Source organism: Pseudomonas sp. Eth.TT006, assembly GCF_054456575.1.
The window spans coordinates 12,553-28,162 of record NZ_JBTJEN010000003.1 but is presented as its reverse complement, the minus strand read 5'-3'; the positions used below and the strand labels follow the sequence as shown (position 1 = coordinate 28,162).

15 protein-coding genes and 2 pseudogenes are annotated in these 15,610 nt (G+C 55.3%); 6 read left to right on the top strand and 11 right to left on the bottom strand.

The window, feature by feature from the left end; translation table 11 throughout:
- The first annotated feature begins 41 nt into the window (after positions 1 to 41).
- Complete coding sequence (locus tag ACXR0M_RS06130; protein ID WP_458830867.1) at positions 42 to 1,187, top strand: PQQ-dependent sugar dehydrogenase; 1,146 nt, start codon at positions 42 to 44, stop codon at positions 1,185 to 1,187.
- A gap of 135 nt (positions 1,188 to 1,322) precedes the next feature.
- On the opposite strand, the gene rimI is transcribed toward ACXR0M_RS06130, so the two are convergent.
- A complete protein-coding gene (rimI, locus tag ACXR0M_RS06125; RefSeq protein ID WP_458830865.1) occupies positions 1,323 to 2,432 on the bottom strand; it encodes a ribosomal protein S18-alanine N-acetyltransferase in 1,110 nt (369 codons plus the stop codon).
- 92 nt (positions 2,433 to 2,524) lie between these two features.
- On the opposite strand from rimI, the gene ACXR0M_RS06120 reads away from it, so the two are divergent.
- Positions 2,525 to 4,099 (top strand): RimK family protein, encoded by a 1,575-nt coding sequence (locus tag ACXR0M_RS06120; protein WP_458830863.1) that lies wholly within the window; start codon positions 2,525 to 2,527, stop codon positions 4,097 to 4,099.
- A 7-nt stretch (positions 4,100 to 4,106) separates the two neighbouring features.
- Entirely contained in the window at positions 4,107 to 5,030 is a 924-nt protein-coding gene (locus tag ACXR0M_RS06115) for a magnesium transporter CorA family protein (protein ID WP_458830861.1), read from the top strand.
- 128 nt (positions 5,031 to 5,158) lie between these two features.
- On the opposite strand, the gene ACXR0M_RS06110 is transcribed toward ACXR0M_RS06115, so the two are convergent.
- Positions 5,159 to 5,494 carry a DUF2834 domain-containing protein gene (locus ACXR0M_RS06110; RefSeq protein WP_458830859.1) on the bottom strand — a complete coding sequence of 112 codons (336 nt, stop codon included), beginning with the start codon at positions 5,492 to 5,494 and terminating at the stop codon, positions 5,159 to 5,161.
- Positions 5,495 to 5,842: 348 nt separating this feature from the next.
- Here ACXR0M_RS06110 and ilvA point away from each other — a divergent pair.
- Positions 5,843 to 6,838: pseudogene (ilvA, locus tag ACXR0M_RS06105) on the top strand (threonine ammonia-lyase, biosynthetic); the annotation flags it as partial.
- A 30-nt stretch (positions 6,839 to 6,868) separates the two neighbouring features.
- Here ilvA and ACXR0M_RS06100 read toward each other — a convergent pair.
- Positions 6,869 to 6,961 (bottom strand): annotated as a pseudogene (locus ACXR0M_RS06100) (NIPSNAP family protein); the annotation flags it as partial.
- A gap of 21 nt (positions 6,962 to 6,982) precedes the next feature.
- The gene (eco, locus tag ACXR0M_RS06095) at positions 6,983 to 7,468 is read right to left on the bottom strand and encodes a serine protease inhibitor ecotin (protein ID WP_458830857.1); all 486 of its coding nucleotides are present in this window, start codon (positions 7,466 to 7,468) and stop codon (positions 6,983 to 6,985) included.
- Between the two features lie 370 nt (positions 7,469 to 7,838).
- Here eco and ACXR0M_RS06090 point away from each other — a divergent pair, with 370 nt between their 5' ends.
- Positions 7,839 to 8,108 (top strand): DUF1652 domain-containing protein, encoded by a 270-nt coding sequence (locus ACXR0M_RS06090; protein WP_458830856.1) that lies wholly within the window; start codon positions 7,839 to 7,841, stop codon positions 8,106 to 8,108.
- Here ACXR0M_RS06090 and ACXR0M_RS06085 read toward each other — a convergent pair.
- From ACXR0M_RS06085 to ACXR0M_RS06065, 5 genes are all read right to left on the bottom strand, one after another.
- On the bottom strand, positions 8,105 to 8,503 hold the full coding sequence (locus tag ACXR0M_RS06085) for a hypothetical protein (protein WP_458830854.1): 399 nt from the start codon (positions 8,501 to 8,503) through the stop codon (positions 8,105 to 8,107). The two genes, ACXR0M_RS06090 and ACXR0M_RS06085, sit on opposite strands and share 4 nt — an antisense overlap.
- 90 nt (positions 8,504 to 8,593) lie before the next feature.
- Positions 8,594 to 8,863: a DUF2790 domain-containing protein gene (locus ACXR0M_RS06080; protein ID WP_458830852.1), complete on the bottom strand. Its 270-nt coding sequence runs from the start codon at positions 8,861 to 8,863 to the stop codon at positions 8,594 to 8,596.
- Positions 8,864 to 9,082: 219 nt separating this feature from the next.
- A complete protein-coding gene (locus ACXR0M_RS06075; protein WP_458830850.1) occupies positions 9,083 to 9,607 on the bottom strand; it encodes a hypothetical protein in 525 nt (174 codons plus the stop codon).
- A gap of 15 nt (positions 9,608 to 9,622) precedes the next feature.
- Positions 9,623 to 10,276, bottom strand: coding sequence for a DUF2931 family protein (locus ACXR0M_RS06070; RefSeq protein WP_458830848.1), 654 nt, complete (start codon positions 10,274 to 10,276; stop codon positions 9,623 to 9,625).
- The gene (locus tag ACXR0M_RS06065; protein ID WP_458830846.1) at positions 10,269 to 10,466 is read right to left on the bottom strand and encodes a hypothetical protein; all 198 of its coding nucleotides are present in this window, start codon (positions 10,464 to 10,466) and stop codon (positions 10,269 to 10,271) included. The genes ACXR0M_RS06070 and ACXR0M_RS06065 overlap by 8 nt, the downstream gene beginning before the upstream one ends.
- A 467-nt stretch (positions 10,467 to 10,933) precedes the next feature.
- Between ACXR0M_RS06065 and ACXR0M_RS06060 the strand changes: the two genes are divergently transcribed.
- Positions 10,934 to 11,230 (top strand): hypothetical protein, encoded by a 297-nt coding sequence (locus ACXR0M_RS06060; protein WP_458830844.1) that lies wholly within the window; start codon positions 10,934 to 10,936, stop codon positions 11,228 to 11,230.
- 104 nt (positions 11,231 to 11,334) lie between these two features.
- On the opposite strand, the gene ACXR0M_RS06055 is transcribed toward ACXR0M_RS06060, so the two are convergent.
- Together ACXR0M_RS06055 and ACXR0M_RS06050 are read right to left on the bottom strand one after the other, a co-directional pair.
- Positions 11,335 to 12,309 carry a tetratricopeptide repeat protein gene (locus ACXR0M_RS06055; protein ID WP_458830842.1) on the bottom strand — a complete coding sequence of 325 codons (975 nt, stop codon included), beginning with the start codon at positions 12,307 to 12,309 and terminating at the stop codon, positions 11,335 to 11,337.
- A 7-nt stretch (positions 12,310 to 12,316) separates the two neighbouring features.
- Entirely contained in the window at positions 12,317 to 15,589 is a 3,273-nt protein-coding gene (locus tag ACXR0M_RS06050) for a hypothetical protein (RefSeq protein ID WP_458830840.1), read from the bottom strand.
- Positions 15,590 to 15,610: the final 21 nt, after the last annotated feature.

Sequence of the window (15,610 nt, the reverse complement as noted above, 5' to 3'; positions counted from 1 at the left end):
TGAGCGCCTGTCAGCCTTTCAAATGACAAAAGGAATCGTGCATGTTGCGTAAAACCCTCCTGGCCACGTTGTGCGCCAGCGCGCTGATCAGCGCTCCCGCATTCGCCGCCGCCCCCAAAGAGCTGCAAAGCGAGCAGGGCACCCTTGAAGTCACGCGGATAACCGAAGGCCTCGAACATCCTTGGGCGCTGGCGTTTCTGCCGGACCGCCAGGGCATGCTGGTGACCGAACGTCCGGGCAACCTGCGGGTGATAGGTGCCGATGGCAAACGATCGGAGCCGATCAGTGGCGTGCCGACCGTTTGGGCCAAGGGGCAGGGCGGGTTGCTCGACGTGGTGCTGTCGCCGGATTTCCAGCAGGATCGATTGGTTTATCTGTCTTTTGCCGAGGGCGGAGGCGCCGGGGACAAGGCCGGGACCGCAGTGGGGCGCGGGCGGCTTTCGGACGATTTGCGGACATTGAAGGATTTCAAAGTGATCTTCCGTCAGGAGCCGAAGCTCTCGACCGGCAACCACTTCGGCTCGCGCCTGGTGTTCGACCGCGACGGCTACCTGTTCATTACCTTGGGCGAAAACAACGACCGGCCAACGGCGCAGGATCTGGACAAACTGCAAGGCAAGGTCGTACGAATCTTCCCCGACGGCAAGGTACCGGATGACAATCCGTTTGTGGACCAGTCCGGTGTGCGTCCGGAAATCTGGTCCTACGGCCATCGCAACCCGCAAGGCGCGGCGCTCAATCCGTGGAACGGTACCGTCTGGGAGAACGAGCACGGACCCCGTGGCGGCGATGAGGTGAACATCATCGAGCGCGGTAAAAACTATGGTTGGCCGCTGGCGACCCACGGCATCAACTATTCGGGACAACCGATTCCGGAAGCCAAGGGCAAGAGCGTCGAAGGCGCGGTAGACCCACACCATGTCTGGGAGAAATCACCGGGCGTTTCCGGCATGGCGTTCTATGACGCCGATCGCTTCAAACCGTGGCAGCAGAACCTGTTCATTGGTGCGCTGAGCAGTCAAGAACTGATTCGCTTGCAGTTTGACGGCGACAAGGTGGTTCATGAGGAGCGTCTGCTGGGCGATCTGAAACAGCGGATTCGGGATGTGCGCCAAGGGCCGGATGGGTATCTGTATGTGCTGACGGATGAGGACGATGGGGCGTTGTACAAGGTCGGCCTGAAATAACTCACCAAGACTCCCGTAGCGAGGGGATTTATCCCCGATGGCCTGCGTAGCAGGCCCTTAAAAGATCAAAGAAGGCCCGCTTCGCGCGCCAACGGGACGGTGCGATGTTTCGCTAAATCCCCTCACTACAAGGGTTCACCCGGAGATTTCATTTCGGGCATACAAAACCACCGCCGCCCTTAATTTCCCGCGCCCAAACCGGCTCATCTTTTCAAACTCCCCATGGCTGACTGGCACATGCTGACAATCCATAGGCTGACGATGTTGGCTGTGATCGACATCGGGATCATGCAGGTAAACAAAATCCTCGTCGCAATCCGTGACCACCACCCAGTGCGGTGACTTGGAGCGGGTCAGGCGATAGCTGCTGATCAGCACCAGCGGCTGGCCGCCATCCCGCAACAGCCGTGGCAGATCCAGATGTGTGCCGATCTGCCGCTTGATGTCGGTTTCCTGCATTTGCGCGGTGAACTCTTCATGCACCAGGCGCATGACGTCTTTTTTATGCGCATCGCGCACGCCCTCGAGAAACAACGGCCCGGCCATGCTCAGTTGCAAACGCACACGGAAACCCCGGCGCCATGCGGCCAGCGCCAACCCTTGCGGGCTGCAGCCGCCATGGCCGGAGGTCATGAATACCGTGGTCGCTTCACGCCAGAGCTGCAATTCCTCTCGTCGCTCAAGCAAACGTTCAGATTGCAGCGCGCCCATGGCCATCAGCAAGCACGCCGGGCCGCAGGTGAATTCGGTGGTTTGTGGGTAATAAGGCACCTTGATGCTGCGCGAGTCGCGGTGCTGCACGATGCGCTTTTCCAGGCGCAATGCGTCGGCATGGTCTTCGTAGTAATCGTGAATCAAGGCGAAGCGCCGATAGCCGTTGCGCTCGTACAGAGCAATCGCGCCGGGGTTGTCAGTGCGTACTTCCAGGCGCAGGTACGCGCAATCGTGCTCCACCGCGCAGGCTTCGATGCGTTGCAGCAACTGTTTGCCCAAACCGATGCCCCGCGCCTCACTGGCGATAGCGATGGAGTACAGGCGCGCCAGCGAGGTGCCGCGGTGAAACAGCACCAGCGCGTAGCCGAGCAACTGACCTTCCTGTTCGGCCACCAGCAACTGCGCATGGGCGCGGGTGATCATCCATTGAAAGCTGCGGCTGGTCAGCCGGTCAGTGGTGAAACATTGCATTTCCAGGGCCAGCAGCGCTGGCAAGTCATCAACTACCGCCAAACGAAAAACAGCATGCATATGACCACCGTAAAAGTTGCGTAACGAAACGGGACTTTCGAAAAACTTCGTGCTTAATAGAAATGGTCTTGTTCTCCAACGGATCAATCTCTATGTCAGCGGTACAGGGTCATTGGCGCGAAGTATCCGAGCAAAGTTTGCCGGCGGCAACTGTTTTAACTCCAGCCATCAGAACTTCCAGTCAAGTGTTGATCATCGTCGAACGCAAGGAAGACTGGGCTTCTTATTTTCCCAGTGAGGACATCGTCACGGCACAGGAATACCTTGAGCAAACCCGTGACTGTGAGCCGGGCAAGCGCGTGCAGGTGATCAACCTGTGCCGCAGCTACAAATACCTCGGGCACGGTTATTACTGCTCGCTGCTGGCGGAAGCACGTGGGCACAAGGTGATTCCCTCGGTGCGCACCATCAGCGAACTGACGAAAAAATCACTGTACGGCCTGGCGCTGGATGATCTGGATAAGACTTTGGAGAAAGCCCTCAGTCATCACCTTTACAGCGATACCGAAGGTTTCACCCTGACACTTTATTTCGGAAAAACGCATATCGAGCCGTTGCAGGATCTGGCGCGGCAATTATTTGAAGTATTCCCCTGTCCGATTCTGTTAGTTGAGTTTCGCCGAACTAACGGTTGGCACATCGAAGGCATAAAGTCCGGCGCTCTGCATAAGTTGCGAGACGATCAGGAAGATCAGTTCGCCAATGCGCTGGATGGCTTCAGCCGTAAAGTCTGGCGGGTGCCGCGTTCGCCGCAAGTGGCGCGTTATGACCTGGCGATCCTGCATGATCCGCAGGAAGCCTTGCCTCCCTCCAACGCCAAGGCGCTGGAGAATTTCGTCCGGGTCGGCAAGCGCATGGGCATCGATGTCGAGTTGATCGAGCGCAAGGACTACGCACGACTCGCCGAGTACGACGGCTTGCTGATTCGCGAGACCACCAGCGTCGACAACCACACCTATCGTTTTGCCAAAAAAGCTGAAAGTGAAGGGCTGGTGGTGATGGACGACCCGACGTCGATCCTGCGTTGTACCAACAAGGTCTACCTGACCGACCTGCTCAACAGCCATCAGCTGGCCATGCCCGCCACGGAAATTCTCTACAAGGAGCGACCCGAAGACTTCGAACGGGTCGGCGAGCGCCTGGGGTTCCCGCTGGTGCTGAAGATTCCTGATGGCTGTTTCTCTCGCGGAGTAATCAAGGTCGAAAGCCAGCAAGCGCTGCTTGAGGCCACGGCCGAACTGTTCGAACACTCGGTGTTGCTGCTGGCCCAGGAGTTTTTTTACACCGAGTACGACTGGCGCATCGGCGTGCTCAACCGCAAACCGATCTTCGCCTGCCAGTACTTCATGTCCAAAGGACACTGGCAAATCTACAACCACAAGGCCAAGGGTCAGGACATCAACGGCGAGTGCCGCACCCTGGCGGTTCACGAGGCACCGCGAGCAGTGGTGGAACTGGCGGTGAAGACGGCCAACCTGATCGGCGATGGCCTCTACGGTGTGGACCTGAAACAGGCCGGCGACAAAGTGGTGGTGATTGAGGTCAACGACAACCCGAACCTCGACGCCGGCATCGAAGACGCTTACCTGCAGGACGATCTGTATTCATTGGTACTGGAAGAGTTTGTGCGGCGACTGGAACTCAAACGTCGCGGCCAGGCCTGGTGAAGCGTCGATGATCAGCAGTTTCGCATTGAGTCATGGCGCGTTGCAGCGGGTCGAGCGGCTGGACGCCGAGGTGATGCTGTTCAGTAATCCGGATGCCGCCGAGCGCGATTTGCTCCACAGTCACTACAAGGTTGACGAGCATGCACTGGCCTCGGCACTGGATCCGGACGAAGTCTCGAGAATCGAGTTTCACCCCGACCACTTGTTTCTGATCTGGAAACGCCCGGAAAACTATTCCGGCGGCGGCAGTCTGGCGTTTGAGGTGTCGTCCTGCGGCCTGTTGTTTTCCCCCGGCCAGTTGCTGGTGATCGCCACCGACGACACGCCGCTGCACGGTATCGGCACGCGCCAGCCGCTCAACGCGCCACTAGATGTGTTGCTCGATTTGCTGTTCAACAACATCCACCACTACCTCGGTCACCTGAAGGTGATCAAACTGGTGGCCCGCGAGCTTCAACAGAAATTCAACGCTTCTATGCAAAATCAGCATCTGGTGCAGATGTTCAACCTCAGCGAAAGCCTGATCTATTACATCAACGCCCTGCACAGCAACGGCGCGGTGCTGACGCGGCTACGCAATCACGCGGATAAACAGCATTTCGGCAACGAGGCGATCGGGCTGATCGACGACCTGATCATCGAAAACAACCAGTGCTACAAACAGGCGGAAATCTACTCCACGGTGTTCTCCGGGCTGATCGATGCGCGCGGCAACCTGATGAACAACAGCATGAACAACCTGCTGCGCAAGCTGACGTTGATCAACGTGGTGTTTCTGCCGTTGAACCTGATTGCCAGCATTGGCGGGATGTCGGAGTTCAGCATGATGACCGCAGGCACGCCGTGGTGGATTTCCTACCCGGTGTTTCTGCTGGTGATGTTGTTGGGGGCGGGGGCGATGTTGTTTGGGCTGCGGCGCTTGGCCAAGTGATTAGTCGGTGTCTGAACTGACGCCTTCGCGAGCAAGCCCGCTCCCACAGGGGGTATGCGTCAGACACAGATCCAATGTGGGAGCGGGCTTGCTCGCGAAAGCTATCTCAGCAGCACAGGAGTTGGGGATCAGCTCGCTGGGTCCGCCACAACCACCTTCCTGCGCTCCCGAACCCCACGCACCACCAGATACGACAACGGCCCAATCGACACAAACACTGCGGTCAGCAACAGATACGGCAGCACCGACCAGACCGACATCCCGCGCGACCGCGCATCCTTGACCATCCACACCCCGGCCAGCGTCGCCAGCAGGTACAGATCAATCACCACCTGCGCGGTATCCGGGCGCGACATCAGGCTGAAGCCGAAGTCGATCAACGACTGTTCAGCCTGGAGCATCACCGATACGGTGTAGCCGCTAAACGCAATCAACGCAGCGAGGGGCAGGGCGACAGACATCATGCATTCCTTCCTTGGGGTGATGAGCAGAATTGTCAGCCTATAGCGCCAACGCCAAATAAGCCATTGACGCCGCTGCTGTCGCCGGGCTAATTTCAGGCCCATGACTTTCACCGTATTGCGCTGCCAGCCAAGCATTATTACCGCCATTCCTCATTTGGCGGGCTAGCTCACGACTGCGGCACCCAACCCGCCCTAGAGGCGGGTTTTCACTTTCTGTCTCCCGGGTTTTACCAACGATATCCCCCTGTAGGAGCTGCCGAAGGCTGCGATCTTTTGACTTTGATTTTAAAAAACAAGATCAAAAGATCGCAGCCTCCGGCAGCTCCTACACAGCCTCCGGAGACGACGATGAAACACAGCCCCGACCAGCAAGCCCTGCTAGAGCAGTACGTAAAAAAGATCCTCGCCGCGCCGGTCTACGACATTGCCGTGCGCACACCGTTGCAGGCCGCGCCGGCGCTGTCCGAAGCGCTGGGCAATCGGATCCTGCTCAAGCGTGAAGACCTGCAACCGACGTTCTCCTTCAAGATCCGTGGCGCCTACAACAAGCTGGTGCAACTCAGCGATGCGCAGAAAGCACGCGGAGTGATCACCGCCTCGGCCGGCAACCATGCCCAGGGTGTGGCGCTGGCAGCGCGGGAGTTGGGCATCGCCGCGACCATCGTCATGCCTTCGTCCACACCTGAACTCAAGGTACTTGGAGTGCGAAGTCGTGGCGCCGAGGCGTTGTTGCATGGCGAAAGTTTTCCATTTGCCCTGGCCCACGCGCTGCAACTGACCGAGCAAACCGGGCGCACTTTTGTCTCGCCTTTCGATGATCCGGAGGTGATCGCCGGCCAGGGTACGGTGGCCATGGAGATTCTGCGTCAGCACCAGGGCTCGCTGGATGCGATTTTCGTTCCGGTGGGCGGTGGTGGCCTGATCGCCGGCATCGCGGCCTACGTCAAATACCTGCGGCCGGAGGTGCGGATCATTGGTGTCGAGTCTGAGCATTCGGCCTGTCTGCAGGCAGCGCTGCAGGCCGATGCACGGGTCGTGCTGCCCAGTGTCGGGACGTTCGCCGATGGCGTGGCGGTGGCGCAGATCGGCGCTTATGGCTTTGAGGTGTGCCGGTTCTGCGTGGACGAAGTTGTCACCGTCAGCAATGACGAACTGTGCGCGGCGATCAAGAACATCTACGACGACACCCGCTCGATCACCGAGCCTTCCGGCGCATTGGCCGTAGCCGGGATCAAACAGTACGTAGCCCGAACCGCTGTTCGCGAGCAGACCTTCGTCGCGATCGACTCCGGCGCCAATATCAACTTCGACAGCCTGCGTCATGTTGCCGAGCGCGCCGCGTTGTGCGGCGTCCCGGCGTGATACCACTCAGAAGCGCTCGACGATGCCCAGCCAGCCCTTGGCATAGGCCTCGAATTCGTTCAGTTGGTACGGATCGATCACGTATCGCACATGGCAAGTAATCAAGTCTGACGCTCCCTGCTCAGATCATTCGGCGATGGCAGTACCGACCTTGTCCGACGCCGACCAGATGCGGTAGCGCACCTCGACGTCTTTGGGGGCATAAATCACCAGCGGCAACTTGCTGTTATAGCGCAGCATGAAGCCGTCACCGACCACCGGGACAAACGCGCGCTTTTTCGGCGTGCCGGGCGGGCAGGCCATCAGTGTGCTCATCGGGCCGCTGACTTGTTCCAGACGATAGAAGGGGTAGCCCCAGCCTTCGAGGTTTTTCTCGGTCAGAGCGCCACCCAGTCGCTGACGATTGCAGTCGACTTCCAGAGTTTTGCCGGCGAGGACTTCGACCTGAAAGTTCTGTTCCTGATCTTGCTTGGGCAGATAGATGACCTGACGGGTGAAGCCGTTTTCCGCCTTCGGGTAAGGCGCGACGTCTTCGAGTTTGGCCGCGTGGGCGAAGGTGGACAGGCCGGCAACGAGCAGACCGATTGTCGCGCGAGCGCGTAAAGAATCCATGAAAGCCTCCTGGCGGTGTAGGGTGGTTTCACAGGCATTCTTACTGCCAGCGGTGATGAATGCAAACCGCGGTCGACGTGCAAATTGCAGTGCTTGAGCGGGGCGATCATGCAGTATGCAACTGGCCAACTACTGGCCACCGCGCCAAGTGCTTGATTTTACAAGGGTCGAAATGACCCGATGAAAGGCACGTTTTATGCGTCTATCTGGTGCAGCGCACCGCGTTCGGGCGCCTACACTCCAATGGGCATTTCGCAGTACAACCGTTTGCCGGACCAGGGAATCAGCGGGGACACACCCGTGCAGGGGCGGCAAAAGCGGTCAACGTGAAGAGTTGATTGGCAGTTTCATCAAAAAGGAGAGGTTCACCATGTTTCTGTCTGCCTTGGAACTACGCAATATCATTGAAAGCAGTTTTCTGCCGAAACGCTGCCAGTGCACGCTGTCGCCAGACCTGTCGATGACCGTCAAGGTGTTCGGCGATCACACGACTGATCAGGTTGATCTGCACGTCAGTGGTATCGATGCCAGCCATTTGAATAGCAGCCGCGAAATAAACAACCTGATTGCCGGCCTGCGCTCGGATCTGGCGCAACAACCCACGCAACAGCTGTACACGCCACGCTCCAGAGCGGTTTAACTCACCGTTTCACCCAGTTCGACCGTCACGCGCCGGGCCTGCACAAAGCCGAGGCCCAGCGCGAACTCGACCAGCACCGCGAGCAGAATTCCGGGCCCGGCGTGGCCGTTGATCCATTCGCCGAAACCCAGCACCGCCAAGCCAAAACAGCCTACGATAAAACCGTTGCTCAGCGCATTGCGCCCCAGCGATGCCGGCGCGTTGCGCACCAGATAAAACATCACCCCCAGCGCCGCAAACAACACCGCGCTGCGTCGCGCAACAAAGCCGACCGCGCTCGAATACTCAATGCTCCAGATCGCCAGCAACACCTCCGGGAAAAAGCCCCAGACCAGCGCCAGCACAAAACATAACGAAGACGTGATGATCGACAACGTGCGAAAAGACAACTGCATGGCGAATCCTTGCGGCAGTGAGAGCAGACCCCGAGCATAACCCGCGTGCCTGCCCACGCCTACCGCAACCCCGCAAATCAGAGCCTTCTGTCAGTTCTGGAAACTGCACGCGTCAGACATTTTCCGGTAAGTGATTTCCTCAGGCTTGCCGGCATTGTCGATGTACTTCATGTCAGCGGTCACGACCTTGCACTGCTGGGTCTGTGGCTCGGTCATGGCAATCACTTTATTCACCTGCAACGGCATGCCGTACTCATACGGAACAGCTTTGGTCGTGCTCGAGCTGTCATCGGCCTGGGCCAGCCCGGCGAATGCAGTGCAGGCGAGGGCGGAGCTCAGCAATAGTGTGCGAATGTTCATGAATCGGACTCCTGCGCGACGGATTAGCGTTCGACCCCAAAGGGCCAAACCTGCCGCACGCGGCGTCAGCCAGCGGCTGAGGTGTGCGGTTCAGTACAGTCTTGGACTGCGGCGTTAAGCGATGGTTAACCTGGCTGAACGCCGGCTGTCTGGTCGGGGATTGTTTCGCGGGGAGTGACCTTTCGATCGACCAGAACGCGAAGCCCAACGTAGAAGTGGTTATTTCAGATCGATGACTTTGAAACCTTTTTTATTGGGTACCGTATTCATTCCCTTGGGTTCTTCCGGCTGGCCCTTTGGGGTGATGTAGTCGTAAACAACAAATTTTTCGGGGATTTCATAGCCATCGTTGGGAATGACCAGGCGCATCTCTCGGGCACTGAGGTATAGAGAGGCGGGCAGGGCCTTTTCGGCAAAGTCAATGCGCTCCAGTTTTCCGCTTTCCGGATTCTCGCGTAAAACGGCGCCCTTCAAATAGGGAGATCCATAGCTCATGGCGTAGATCAAAACGGAACCCGTGCATTTTGCCAATACAACTTCGCCGACGAAGTCCGAGTCGGGCATGTCAGTGAAGGCAGTTTCTGTCTGGTCGTTGAGTTTTACGAAGAGTCGCTGCCCGTCCCCACTTGAGGTGGACAACAGTGAGGCAGTTGTGTCCTCTGAAAGCGGGCAATCCAGCAGCGTTTTCTTTGTTTCGGCGAAAGCAGGAAGACACACCAGCGCAAGAATGAAAAGGAACCACACTTTTATATTTCTCTATTACCAAGAGCCGTACGGCACGCCAAATTTTTCAACATAGGCTTTCGACACTGCGGAAAGTGGGCGATGCTTTCCTCCGGACTCTCCTTCGTAAGGACCCCGTGGATCAATCTCCGCTTGAACGCGAGTAATTTCAATGGGTGTCAGGCATGGGCCGAGCGCCCAGAGTTTGGCAACGCCACCTGGAGCAAGTCCGATGACCAACGCTTCTCGATAACCCGTAATCCATTTTCCATCGGCAGCGCAGTAGGCTTTCTCCTCTTTTCGCATGATCTCTCTAGCTGACTCGGGTATGTCTATGCCCATTTGATAGGTTTTAGGTTCAACCAAAGACTGCCACCGGACATAGATTTTTTTGGGGAAATCTGCGCCTGTGACATATTTCCCCTTGCCCCAACCGGGCTTTTCCGGCCAGCCCTTTGGTTTTCCTGAATTGCCAGGTGCATTTTGTATCGCCGCATTGCCGCTCATTGCGCGTCTATAAACCTGGCCTTTGATGTCTATAACGTCAGCCGTCTCGATCCAGACCTCCATATAGCTGGGGGCCAAAAAACCCAGGCGCCAAGCTTCATAAGGTAGTGGCGCGCTGTGCACGACGTTGCAAATACCTAGAAAAGATGCAAAGAAGATAATTTTTAAGTGGCAGTTATTCATTAGGATGAATCGTTCTCACCAGATAAAACGCTGCAAACAGCACCGCGCTGCGTCCCGCAAAAAACCCGACAGCACTCGAGTACTTAATACTCCAGATCGCCAGCAACAATTCCGAGAAAAGCCCCTGCCAGCGCCAACACAAACATAACGAAGAAGTGATGATCGACAACGTGCGAAAAGGCAACTGCATGGCGAATCATTGCGGCACTGAGAGCGGACCCCGAGCATAACCCGCGTACCTGCTCACGCCTACCGCAACCCCGCAAATCTGCCGCACGCGGCGTCAGCGATGGTTAACCTGGCTGAACGCCGGCTGTGTGGCAGGGGGGATTATTTCTTGGAGATGCGGGGCCGATTCCTACAAGGATGGATGCCTTGTCTGCTTTCGGCGGTGGGAGCGGGGCGCGTAAGGTCGGTTGTCGCTGCAAAATCAGCGGCTCGGGTTTGGTCACCTGAGAATAATCGATTGCATATGTGCCATCATTTGCACCGCGGAGTTCTTTGACCGTGAAGTGCATTGCTGTGGCGGCCGTGTGCAGGACGCCTTCGGGCGAGCTGAGTTGATTGTTCTCGGTTGACCAAGCCTGTACACGGCCCGCCTCCCATCGTTTGGTCACGGTGCTGGCGGGTTACTTTCGAAACAATCGAGTAATCAATATGCCAACCTCAAATCCGCTTCCAAATCGCTATCACCCGCTCAACAGCGGCGTCACCGACAGCGCTCCAATGGTCATCGACACCCAAGCCAACCCTCAAGACATCCTCGAAGCCGCCGTCCAGCGCATCCGCGCCTGCAGCGACCTGCTCGAAACCCTGCATTGCGTGTGCTTCCGGCATGGCGATGTTCAGGACATTCCACACATCACCCATGCGCTGTATTTGCTGGCGCAGGACGGCAATGATTTGCTGCAGGTGGCGCAGCAGCAGATGCTGGATTGGAAGGCACCGGTTTGATGCCTTGAATGAGTACGGGAGTAGGATCGCGATCGGGTGGACTCCACGCCATCTACTACTCCCGTTTGTATGGTTCTTGTGCCATTGTTTTCGAATCAAACAAGCTAACGGCTTAGTTTGTCCGGGTAGAAGGAAAGTGGGGCGTGAGTTGCCTTCCATTCGGTCGCAAGTTTTTTACCTTCTGCAATTTGCTCAGCTGTCATCTTCGCTTCAATTTTAGGTAGCTTACTCTCCACTCTTTCTTGTAAGCCTCCACCACCGTCTAGCTCCTTCAAGGTGTAAACGAGGGCATAACCTTTAACGACGTCGAATGGGAAACCATACGTGTCTGGCTCATGAGCTAGATCAGAGCCGTAACCATAAACCGTTGTGGCGTAACTTGCTAAAGCTGCTTGCTCATTCCAATGACGGAACCCTTCAATATCACCTTTTTCATAAAGAAGGGCTCCGTACTCCATCATTGAAGGCGGGTACCCGCCCTCAGCTGAAGCTTTGAATAGCTTTTCAACCGCTTCCGAGCGTTTCCAAGGAAGGAAAAAACCGTCGCCCTGATTGTAGCTTTTAGCCAGTAAGTACTGTGAAAACAAGTGATTTTTTGCGGCTGCCTTTTCTAACCAAGCTGTATCAAGTGTTAATTCATACATTATGTACATGGCTTCTGCATCTCCATCTTCTGCCCTAGGCTGAGCGATGCTAGATGCTTGATTCAACCAGTCCGATGGACTTTTTTCTGTGGCAGGGCAGTCCTCTGATAGTTTGCACAGATCATTTTTTACTCGCCCAAGCTGGATCATTGCATAAAGATCCCCTTGGGCAGCAGCCAACTCATACCATTTTTTAGCTTCAGGATTCATATAGCTATTTTTTTGTCGTAATGACTCAGCTAGATAATATTGTGCTTCATGGTCTCCAGCCTCTGCCGCTATTCTCAGTAGAGGAAATGCAGATACAGCTTTAAGTTGATTGTAGAGAATTATTCCTTTTTGCTTTGCGTGCAGCTGCTCAGTATTCAGTTCTGCGCTTGCTTGGTTGGCGCCAATGAGTAGTAGCAAAGCTGAAAATAATATTATGAGGCGCATTTTTTTCTCAAATTTTGTGCGTTGGGTCTATAAATTTGGCGGCGCCAGACGGCATGTAAGTTCTACCAAAATACTGGGATCTTTGGCATTGCCCATCTTTTTTTGCGCCTAGAATTTTTACATGGGACAAATAGTCGGCGCGCATGTCATCGCCGGTACGATTTTTTAGGCGGAGGACAGGGTCCGCCATGAAGTTGTCAAGGGCAAGCCTGCTCTCGCAATACAACTGTCCTGCGTTCGCTGGTTTTATCCCGAACTTGTTCATCGACATGCATATGTCTTCAAACTGACTTTGTGCTTTGTCAACGGTATTGTCCTTCTGCGCACGCTTAAGGATCCAAGACAAGATTTTCTCAATGGCTTGTTGCTGGAGTAGTTTTGATTCTTCGTCGCTGTATTTAATCGTGTCGTTTTTTTCTGCTGTTTTTCCTGTGGGTTTTGAGACGGTCACAGAAAAATCACTTGGAGGGCTGATCAGAGTTAAAAGAAGAGGGCCTAAGGCCCCGGGAATAGCATCTATGCACCATTGCTCCAGTTCGAGTTGATTCTCATAAGACATGATGGTTTGTGCTATCGCGCCGCCTTTGCCCTTTGCGGTCAAGCTTTCATAAAGCGTCATTACCGCGTCAGCACCCATGAGATAAATCATGCGAATATCAAAGCCACCAATGGCCAGAGTATTTAATTTCGAAAGGTAAGCGTAGGTTTCATTCTCAATAACAAAATACGGATTCTGTTTGTTCTTATAGAGTTCTCTACGGAACATGTTAAGCAATTCGGTGACGGCGTCGTAGCCCACCTCGAATTGGAAGGAGCCTCCAACGCCTGGCCCGGCTATCAATGCGGCCTTGAGCACCAGAATCAGACGGCCCTCGTGCAGGGAAATACTCGCTTCAGCCTTCGCACCGAGACCGGCGGCGGCATTGAGTTCCACGGTCAAACGCGCGAGGCTAAACCATTCGCTGGCTTTCATTCCGGCGGCTTTTCCAGCAACAGGCGCTTTGGTTAGCAAGGCTACTTCGGAAGGTGGAGCCCAGTTTAGCGCGCCGGTGACCATGATCCCGGTTTGCAGACCTGCGAACAGATTGAATGCGGCTTTTGCGCCATCCTTTATCTGTAGCGTTTCTGGAGCTCTTTCAATTTGGTCACTTTTTTCAGTTCTCGCATAGCTGCGCGTATCGGGGTTGCGCACAACCGGTTCCGGAGGAGCTAAATGGAACCCAGCGTTGCTGACATCCAATGCAATTTCCGAAGAAAGTAGCAACGATGCTCCGGCATAGCCCCAAGCCTTCGCGCCTAGATAGAGCGAAAAACGTCCGAGGTTCATCTTCTGCTGTATGTCTTCGGCGTTTCGGTAGGTGATGACGATATCTTTAGCGTTGGCCCGGTCTGGCAAATCGACTTTGAAGAGTTCGACTTCACCTCTTGCAAGGTCAACGGCAAAAGTCGCTTTAGCCGAGGCCTTGAAACCTTCGGCTAGTGTCCAATCTGGCCCCTCAACTTTTGTCGACGAGTGGATGATCTTGGTGGTGGAAGGCATCAGGCAACGAACCAGCTGTGCCTGCGGAGTGATGTCGAAAATGCGGAAGGTCTTTCGTACGTTGTCCTTAAACAACACTTGCTGCAAACGCTCCCCCCACTCTTTTCGAGTACCAGCGTTCTCCAGCACAGTGACCTTGTACTTTTTGCTTTCAAGATAGGCGTTGAATTTTTCGATCTCGAACCAGCCTTCGGAGGAGAACCAATCGCTTTCCTGGTCCTTGATCCTCAACGCGCCTTCGTCTTTCAGCCACTGTCCGAACAAGCTCAGCTCAGTGTCGGTCGTTGCTTTTCCATCGCTATTGCCCGGGCGCTTCGCCAGATCCTTGACCTTGGCGCCTACTTTCTTCCAGTCATTTTTAACGGTCTGTTTGAGTCGTGGCAGCGAATACATACTGAGGTAGGTGAGCGGCTTGTTGAGGCTGTCCGCCATGCTCATCTCGGCAAGGGGGAAACCATTCTTGATCAAGCGCTCTTCAGGTCTCGCCTGAAATTGTTCTGGCTCCCACAGCAGATGACGGCGAACAGTCGCCTTTTCTACGTTGTTCTCAGCCTGGAGACGTAGCTTTTCTTTTGACGCCTGCAGCCGATCCCAAGCGGCACGTTCATTGGTCACAAGGTTGGTGGGCGCCTTGGCTTGTCGTCCACTTGCTTCAATCCAGCCTTTGTACTTGGCACTGAGGCGGTCATTAACCTCTTTTTGCTCTTTCTCTAGCGCCAGATACTGTTTGAACAAATCGACGCCACCCTCGATTGCTCCACCCTCGGGGATCAATGCAAACTCGGGCAAGGCGATTCCGTACTGGGCAACATCGGTGATGGCATCCAGATAAGCGCTATAGGTCGCTTTCCTTTCCTTGCGTTTGATTTCCTGGTCACGCACATAAGTACACAGCATCACCTGATTATTGATCCCGCACATCGCGATCTCATCTATTCGCTTTTTGTCCTGAGCGAGCATTGGGGCGAGTTCGGCCGACGTTAACGTGGTGAGATCCTTGTCTTCTAACAACGCCTCTCGTGCTTTCAGATATTTTTGAACGGCTTCACGAGCGGCAATGGCTTTCGGCGCATAAAGGCTGCCGCTTTCGTACGCGTAGCCTTTTTCTTTGGCTGCGGCAATGGCGGTGCGTTTGAGCCTTTGCCATTCACTGTACATGCCGTGCACGCGAGTAGCATCGTCACGGGCGGTCATCATTTCAGTTCTTTTAATCTGATCCTGTTCGAGGCGCGTGAGTGGCGACGCAGGTGGTGCTGCTTCTGGTGCTGCGGCTTTCCTGCTCTGTTGAGCTTCAAGCAATGCGGCATCCAAATTGCTTATGTTGGGATGTTGAGCTTCGATCTCCAGCATCCGGGACTTTTCTTCGCCCTCAAGAAAGTTTGCCAGCTTGGGTTCAAGGAAATACTCCAGGAGGCCCGATTCGTAGAGCCCTTTTTTGCGCTCTACGGGGGATTTGGTTGAGCTGACTTTTTGTTCCAGATCGCTGGAAGCTTCTTTTAATGCCGAGTTAGTCCGCTCCGGCAGCAGCCAGAATGATTCATTTTCAGTGTCGTAAATGGCGCTGCCATAAACGGTGGAACAGGGCGTTTTCACTTTGTCGTGATCGCCTGGTGTATCTTCCGGCGCTTCGGGCTGTTCACCGATATCCCGAGGTGGTTTTGCACAGGTTTCATCAGCGACTATTACTGCTGTTGTAGGTGCCGGCTCGGTGTTAGTTGCTGCGCTGGTGTTCTGTTCCATTTCGCTTCCATTCATTCGTTA

Bases quoted from the DNA above. Each gene is read 5' to 3' on its own strand.
- ACXR0M_RS06110 (WP_458830859.1), bottom strand. From the start codon at position 5,494: ATGATGTCTGTCGCCCTGCCCCTCGCTGCGTTGATTGCGTTTAGCGGC.
- ACXR0M_RS06080 (WP_458830852.1), bottom strand. From the start codon at position 8,863: ATGAACATTCGCACACTATTGCTGAGCTCCGCCCTCGCCTGCACTGCA.
- ACXR0M_RS06050 (WP_458830840.1), bottom strand. From the start codon at position 15,589: ATGGAACAGAACACCAGCGCAGCAACTAACACCGAGCCGGCACCTACA.
- ACXR0M_RS06065 (WP_458830846.1), bottom strand. From the start codon at position 10,466: ATGCAGTTGCCTTTTCGCACGTTGTCGATCATCACTTCTTCGTTATGT.
- ACXR0M_RS06070 (WP_458830848.1), bottom strand. From the start codon at position 10,276: ATGAATAACTGCCACTTAAAAATTATCTTCTTTGCATCTTTTCTAGGT.
- ACXR0M_RS06115 (WP_458830861.1), top strand. From the start codon at position 4,107: ATGATCAGCAGTTTCGCATTGAGTCATGGCGCGTTGCAGCGGGTCGAG.
- ACXR0M_RS06060 (WP_458830844.1), top strand. From the start codon at position 10,934: ATGCCAACCTCAAATCCGCTTCCAAATCGCTATCACCCGCTCAACAGC.
- rimI (WP_458830865.1), bottom strand. From the start codon at position 2,432: ATGCATGCTGTTTTTCGTTTGGCGGTAGTTGATGACTTGCCAGCGCTG.
- ACXR0M_RS06085 (WP_458830854.1), bottom strand. From the start codon at position 8,503: ATGCAGTTGTCTTTTCGCACGTTGTCGATCATCACGTCTTCGTTATGT.
- ACXR0M_RS06090 (WP_458830856.1), top strand. From the start codon at position 7,839: ATGTTTCTGTCTGCCTTGGAACTACGCAATATCATTGAAAGCAGTTTT.
- eco (WP_458830857.1), bottom strand. From the start codon at position 7,468: ATGGATTCTTTACGCGCTCGCGCGACAATCGGTCTGCTCGTTGCCGGC.
- ACXR0M_RS06120 (WP_458830863.1), top strand. From the start codon at position 2,525: ATGTCAGCGGTACAGGGTCATTGGCGCGAAGTATCCGAGCAAAGTTTG.
- ACXR0M_RS06130 (WP_458830867.1), top strand. From the start codon at position 42: ATGTTGCGTAAAACCCTCCTGGCCACGTTGTGCGCCAGCGCGCTGATC.
- ACXR0M_RS06055 (WP_458830842.1), bottom strand. From the start codon at position 12,309: ATGCGCCTCATAATATTATTTTCAGCTTTGCTACTACTCATTGGCGCC.